The following is a 3,403-nucleotide window of genomic DNA, read 5'->3' as shown; positions in this document are numbered from 1 at the left end:
TGCCTTGGGCACCAGAGATTCAAAATAACTGCAAATAATAAATCGTACAACTAGAGTGAAATGCTCCAACTCTAATTGTACGATTTTTATTTTTGGACACATTCTAATTAATCGCTTACGCTTGTTAAATAACTAATTTATTCTATAAACTGGGATTTGTTTATATCTTTTCCATCTTATTTTGCATCTCTTCAACAACATCTGATGCAAATTGTTTAGCTATCTTTATATCACATCCACTTATTTCCTCCCATTACTACATAATTACCTGATTCAATAATATTGTTCCATACTTCTTCGCCTAGTACATCTTTTAATGATATACCAGCAGTTTTGGGCTTTAATCGCTCAGCAAAGTCTATAAACGCAGGGGAGTGTCGATTGACATCTATTTCAGGTAGTACAAGTACTTTTAAATGCCTTAGCTTCATAAGTGTCTCAGGTATCTCGTTGACCTTTAATCCATCTAAATAAAGCTCTTGTAATTGAGCCAGCTCTGTAATACCGCTAGGAAATAGCTTAAGCGGCATACCACTTAGGTCTAACCCCTTTAAATTCTGTAGCTTAGAAATATCAAATTCTAGGCTTTCAACCTTGTTTCCTGTTATCCTTAAATACTCTAATTCGGTAAGCTTTTCTAATGCTACAGGTAAACAAACTAGTTCATGACTAAAAATCTCTAATTTCTTAAGGTTGGTCAGTTTCCCTATATTCTCTGGTATAAATTGTAAGTTTAAGTCTGTAATACTTAGTGACTCTCTTTCTTGGTAGGCGTATTCTTCTATGCTCTCTTCAAGACTGAGTTGTTTAGGAGGATTAAATATACTATGTGGAATGCGTAAGCTATGAAATTCTTTATATTGGCTCTCATCCAGAAACAATCTCCCCATTTTCTCGTGAGAACAAATAGAACAAAGCAATTCACCATTTATATAGAAAGCAGGATCCTCTCCTGTTTCTTCACCCTTTTCATCTAGACAGATAGGGGCATAAATATCTTTAAGTTTATCAAATTTTTGTTTAATATTATAATCATTTTTTATATAGTAAACTATAGTAAGAGGCCCTCTTGTACAGTGCGTTTTATTTGTTTCTTTACATTTTATGACCTGAACATGCTTTAGTACTTGCTTCGATTCATTCCCCAACTTTAATTGGCATATTACAATTTCATCACTTTGGTTAAGACAAAATTGAATAAGCCCTTTAACTTTATCTTCCCTTAGTTTCTCTTCTGCTAATTCTACTAATAGCTTTCCTTGATTCTCTAAACTCATCTGTTTTCCCCTATAATATATAATTAATTTATTCCGTTCATCTAATAAAATAACTAATTGTTTAACTAACTTCAAAAATATCTAAATCTATGCAAGTATCAACTTATATCTAAAACCATTATCAGTAGTCTCATATTTTTCAAACCCACAACTTTCAAATAATCTTTGGGAAGAATAATTAAACTTATAAATTTCATCAACCTGAACTTCTGAATAACCAATTTCTTTTGCTCTGTTAATCAAAGTTTCAATGACCTGCTTTCCAATCCCCTTCCCGCGATAATTCTTTTCACCAATAACAATTGGCATATCATCTTTAGAAAAAGTGACATCCCCAATAGGAATAAAGTCTTGTCCCTTTAAAACTTCAATAAAATACTCTTCTCCTTGACCATCTAAGTATGTATACATTCGTTCAAGTTGAGTACTATCATATTTATCTGGCGAATTGTTAACGAGCATTAGAGTCTCTTCATCTTGATACCATCTCAATGCAAAATCAAATATGCCATCATATTTTCTTAATCTTAATTTTTTTGTTATGTTTATTATATTAGGTTGTTTAATTCCTGTAATAGGCATGTTGTTCCCCCTATAAATTAACTATTTTCCTTACTCTAAATTTATCACACTTTTCTAATTAAGTCAGTATTTTTAGTAAAAAAGAAGGATAGGTCTCATTAGGACTTATCCTCGAATGATATTTCTATTTACTTTTTAGTATTCACTTTAGAAACCGTATTCATGTTATATCAACTTTGTATTCTACTTATAATACACAAATCTAAAAAAGAGTAGGCATAAACCTACTCTTAAATAACTACTTATTGCCTAAATACAAAACTTAGTTTCTATAGAATTATTAACTTTTGTAGTTTTATTAAGTGTATCTTTAATGTAGTTGCTACCTATTTTGAATTTATCTGTTTTGGATTTGCTTTCCTTTCTGTAGTAAGTTTCACCAATAATCCCTTTATATTGTTTGTTTGAAGAGCTGTTATCTGAAAACCTAATCATTAAAATCCCTCCTTGTATATTGACAATCCTTTGTAAAGTAATGATTATTTAGCTTTGAATCAAAGTATTCCTTTCTTTTAATCCAAATAAATCCTTCACCTTTAGAAATTATAGCTACATCAATAGGGCCTCCAACTGTTTCAGTATCCATGCTCATTTTTCTTTTAAATGAAGTTAAACTTACTAAAGTTTCGGCTAATTCTGCCATTTGTTGCTTATCCAAAGTTGCCACCATTTGTACAAATGGATGAATATGCTTCTCCTTCTGAATTTCTTCAAGTTCTGTTATAATTGAGTGTATGATACTATCACCTAAAGTTTTTAAAATATTTGTTTGTTCTTCATTAAGTTCACCCACAGGTAAATTTAAATGATTTCTAACCTCTTCGTACCTTTCAGTAATTGGCCCTACTATATTAATAATTTCCTCTTTTAGTTTATGCTCTAACTCTGGATTTATACCTGTTACAAATGTATGTGCCATTTCACTTTGAGCAAATGTCATAATTGCTGAATCACTTTTTTCTTCATCAACAGATATTCCTATTTCACTTTTATTAACTAGAGTATATTTTAAAGAATCCCCAAGTTTTAATTCTATTAAATATTCATAAATACTAGGGAATATTTCTTTCTCTCCATATCCCGCAATTACTATACCCGTTTTAATCTGTGAATAGCATTCGCTTATAATTGCTGATGATACACAACTTACAATTTTATTAATATCATCTGCATCCATTGGTATTTTATCAATATTTATGTTGTTAGTTACTACAGCTTCTATATCTCTTGAATAATAGGAGATATTTTCTACATTGTTAGTATAAAATTCACCTATATTTTGAGATATAATTTGATTGTACTCTTCTGTACAATTTAAAATAATTTGTTTTAGTATTAAAGGATTTATATCTGTAATTTGTTGTAAAATAGAATTGGTTTTATCTAATATGTTTTCTAAATGATATAATGCTATTCGCATAATATTGATACTATGTCAAGAAATTAGACACTACAAACGGAGATTTTCTAGTTAACTAGCTTTCTTCTGTTTGTAGTATTCTTTTTCGTAAGCAATAGGTGTTTTATACCCTATTGTTCCATGA

At 30.0% G+C, this 3,403-nt stretch carries 4 protein-coding genes; all 4 read right to left on the bottom strand.

All coding sequences use genetic code 11. From position 1 onward, the window contains the following. Window positions 1–230: 230 nt before the first annotated feature. The gene (locus tag H8718_RS19780; protein WP_249334774.1) at window positions 231–1,277 is read right to left on the bottom strand and encodes a leucine-rich repeat domain-containing protein; all 1,047 of its coding nucleotides are present in this window, start codon (window positions 1,275–1,277) and stop codon (window positions 231–233) included. An 87-nt stretch (window positions 1,278–1,364) separates the two neighbouring features. Further along, window positions 1,365–1,859, bottom strand: coding sequence for a GNAT family N-acetyltransferase (locus H8718_RS19775; protein ID WP_249334772.1), 495 nt, complete (start codon window positions 1,857–1,859; stop codon window positions 1,365–1,367). Window positions 1,860–2,108: 249 nt separating this feature from the next. Then, entirely contained in the window at window positions 2,109–2,294 is a 186-nt protein-coding gene (locus H8718_RS19770; RefSeq protein WP_249334770.1) for a hypothetical protein, read from the bottom strand. After that, window positions 2,287–3,279, bottom strand: a complete 993-nt coding sequence (locus H8718_RS19765; protein ID WP_249334768.1) for a hypothetical protein — start codon at window positions 3,277–3,279, stop codon at window positions 2,287–2,289. The genes H8718_RS19770 and H8718_RS19765 overlap by 8 nt, the downstream gene beginning before the upstream one ends. Between the last annotated feature and the right edge of the window lie 124 nt (window positions 3,280–3,403).

The sequence above is a fragment of the Zhenhengia yiwuensis genome (assembly GCF_014384995.1).
GTDB classification, from domain to species: Bacteria; Bacillota; Clostridia; order Lachnospirales; family Cellulosilyticaceae; genus Zhenhengia; species Zhenhengia yiwuensis.
The sequence above is the reverse complement of the archived record's forward strand: the minus strand, read 5'-3'. Positions and strand labels throughout refer to the sequence as shown.

What these genes read in the sequence shown, in the direction of transcription:
- H8718_RS19780 (WP_249334774.1), bottom strand. Translation starts at nt 1,277, where the DNA reads ATGAGTTTAGAGAATCAAGGAAAGCTATTAGTAGAATTAGCAGAAGAG.
- H8718_RS19775 (WP_249334772.1), bottom strand. Translation starts at nt 1,859, where the DNA reads ATGCCTATTACAGGAATTAAACAACCTAATATAATAAACATAACAAAA.
- H8718_RS19770 (WP_249334770.1), bottom strand. Translation starts at nt 2,294, where the DNA reads ATGATTAGGTTTTCAGATAACAGCTCTTCAAACAAACAATATAAAGGG.
- H8718_RS19765 (WP_249334768.1), bottom strand. Translation starts at nt 3,279, where the DNA reads ATGCGAATAGCATTATATCATTTAGAAAACATATTAGATAAAACCAAT.